The following is a 2444-nucleotide window of genomic DNA, read 5'->3' as shown; positions in this document are numbered from 1 at the left end:
TAAATATAAAATCATTCAAAGGCTTAACTTTTCTCATATATAATTACCTCGTACTTCTCATCTTTAGTTAAATTGTTATCATATATTTACTTTATTATAACATTAACTGAAAATTTATTTAATAGTAACTTGATTTTAATTGCTTAAACTATAGATATCTTTTACAAGCTTAAAAGTTCTTTTAGAATTAAATACTAATTATTAATATTTTTTCTAATAATTTTGGTTCTTAATAGGTACGTTCTCCGTATCAGTAATAAGTGAGGTTTTTTAACTATGTATACAAACTGGAATTTTATAATTTCAAATTTTCAAAATACCGTTTTTTGTCTATGATAATTTTATATCCATCAGACAATACTTTATAAGTCCCAGTATCTAAGGGAATTGAAATCCTTGACGGTTCTACAATTCCAAATTCAACTTCTTTTCCGTCCTTGTACCACACACGAATAGAAGTACAAGCACCATAATATTCAATTTGTTGTTTATAAACCTCCCCAAAATCTTGGGTAAAATCTTGATTTGCAATCATTCCAGATTTATTTGATGTGATGATAACAATATCTAAATCTGAATTTTTTTTATTTGTTCCTCTATCATAAGAGCCTACAATAATAATGCTCTCAATATGTGAAGTATTCCTTGCATATTCTTTAAGTTCGTTAAAAAAATCCTCAAACAAAATATTAACACTCCTATAAATTCCCATTTATGACTCACAATAAATCAAAATTATGAATAAAAAAATATCCTATTAAAATTATTTCAAATCATATCTCATTATATAAAATTCTCCAAATCCAATATATGTTTGTTGCTGTTTTGTTTCAACAATTTCAAATCCCTGTGATTTATAACAATTCACAGCCCTTTTGTTCCAAGTCCTAACCTCTAATATAACAGGTTTATTAGGAAACCTATTTTGACTTTCAATTAAAGCCATCTTTGTTATTACTTTTCCTATTCCCTTACTACAGTAGTTAGGTTTTATGCCAATTCCATATAATTATAATCTATTAACCATAAAATAATAACTTTGTTAAACTTCATATACTCCCTAAGTTAGAGTTTATTGATTAAGTTCACTATTATTATAGCGATACATTCCCCACAATCTGGTAGAAGTTTTTCTAATGTAGTTGTTTCTCTTCTTTCGTAATCAAGCATAATTTCCATACCCTTATTTTTGATATTTACTGCATTAAAAATTCTCGAAATTAATTTATTATTTTTTCTTAGGATTGATTATCTAGTCATAAAAAATTATGATCTTTTGCTTTACTAATTTAACAAAAAAATTTTTAAAATTTATATTTCCTTAACATTTCAATGGTAAAATTTAATTATTAAATGAAATATACCAAATGAGGTTAAAAAACTATATATCTAGTGGTATAGAAAGGTAGGGTTAAGTTATGGGGAAGCAGTTAGATCTATTACATAAGCTTATGTTAGATAAAGAAATTAACAGAAAAGAAAGAGATATGCTTATTGCATTAAAGGCATTTGATTTTGAAGATAGTAATATTATTTCTGTAGGATTACAGACTTTATTAGATTATTTTTGCATTAAGAATAAGAAAGCTATTTATAGCGTTTTAAAAACATTACAAGATAAGAAGTATATAAGAATTGAAAAGAATTATGGAAAGAAAAATATATATGTTATAATAAAGGATTATTTATTATCTAATAATTCTGAAGAAAGTATGTATACTGATGTATCTACAAGAAAAGAAGGTAGATACGTTGATGTAACTGCTAATTCACAGGATAGTTACGCTGATGTATCTAGTTATGAAGAAAGTGGGTACACTGATATATCTACAAGAGAAGTAGGTAGATACATTGATGTAACTGCTAATTCACAGGATAGTTACGCTGATGTATCTAGTTATGAAGAAAGTGGGTACACTGATATATCTACAAGAGAAGTAGGTAGATACATTGATGTAACTGCTAATTCACAGGATAGTTACGCTGATGTACCTAGTTATGCAGAAAGTAGGTATACTGATGTATCTACAAAGGAAGAAGGTAGATACGCTGATGTAACTGGTAATGCACAAGATAGTTACTCTGATGTATCTAGTTATGAAAAAAGTAGGTACACTGATGTATCTACAAAGGAAGAATGTAGATACATTGATGTAACTGGTAATGCACAAGATAGTTACACTGTTGTACCTAGTTATGCAAAAAGTAGGTATGTTGATGTACCTAGTGATGACCAAGGTAGATACGATAATGTATCTACTTCACGTAATAATATATATATAAATAATAATAATATATATAATATATGTGAATCAAGATTTAAATAATTTTAAAATTCTGAAAATAGATATTATTTATTATTTATAACTAAATATATAATTTAAAATTATAAACAAAAAGTATTACTAAATACTAACATAAAAGCTGAAAGTTTACCCCAAATG

General features: G+C 26.2%; 3 protein-coding genes. 1 reads left to right on the top strand and 2 read right to left on the bottom strand.

Features of this window, described 5'->3' with window-relative positions; all coding sequences use genetic code 11:
* Positions 1–295 precede the first annotated feature (295 nt).
* Positions 296–685 (bottom strand): nucleotidyltransferase domain-containing protein, encoded by a 390-nt coding sequence (locus Q0Y03_RS15355; RefSeq protein ID WP_297714655.1) that lies wholly within the window; start codon positions 683–685, stop codon positions 296–298.
* Between the two features lie 78 nt (positions 686–763).
* Positions 764–1000, bottom strand: coding sequence for a GNAT family N-acetyltransferase (locus tag Q0Y03_RS15350; RefSeq protein ID WP_363318759.1), 237 nt, complete (start codon positions 998–1000; stop codon positions 764–766).
* A gap of 418 nt (positions 1001–1418) precedes the next feature.
* Between Q0Y03_RS15350 and Q0Y03_RS15345 the strand changes: the two genes are divergently transcribed.
* Entirely contained in the window at positions 1419–2327 is a 909-nt protein-coding gene (locus Q0Y03_RS15345; RefSeq protein ID WP_297714654.1) for a hypothetical protein, read from the top strand.
* Positions 2328–2444 lie beyond the last annotated feature (117 nt).

Origin of the sequence: Clostridium sp. (assembly GCF_026168755.1) — a bacterium.
Lineage (GTDB): Bacteria > Bacillota > Clostridia > Clostridiales > Clostridiaceae > Clostridium.
This window is presented reverse-complemented; position numbering and strand designations above follow the sequence as displayed.

Excerpts from the sequence above, each read along its gene's own strand:
- Q0Y03_RS15345 (WP_297714654.1), top strand. The coding sequence starts at position 1,419 with ATGGGGAAGCAGTTAGATCTATTACATAAGCTTATGTTAGATAAAGAA.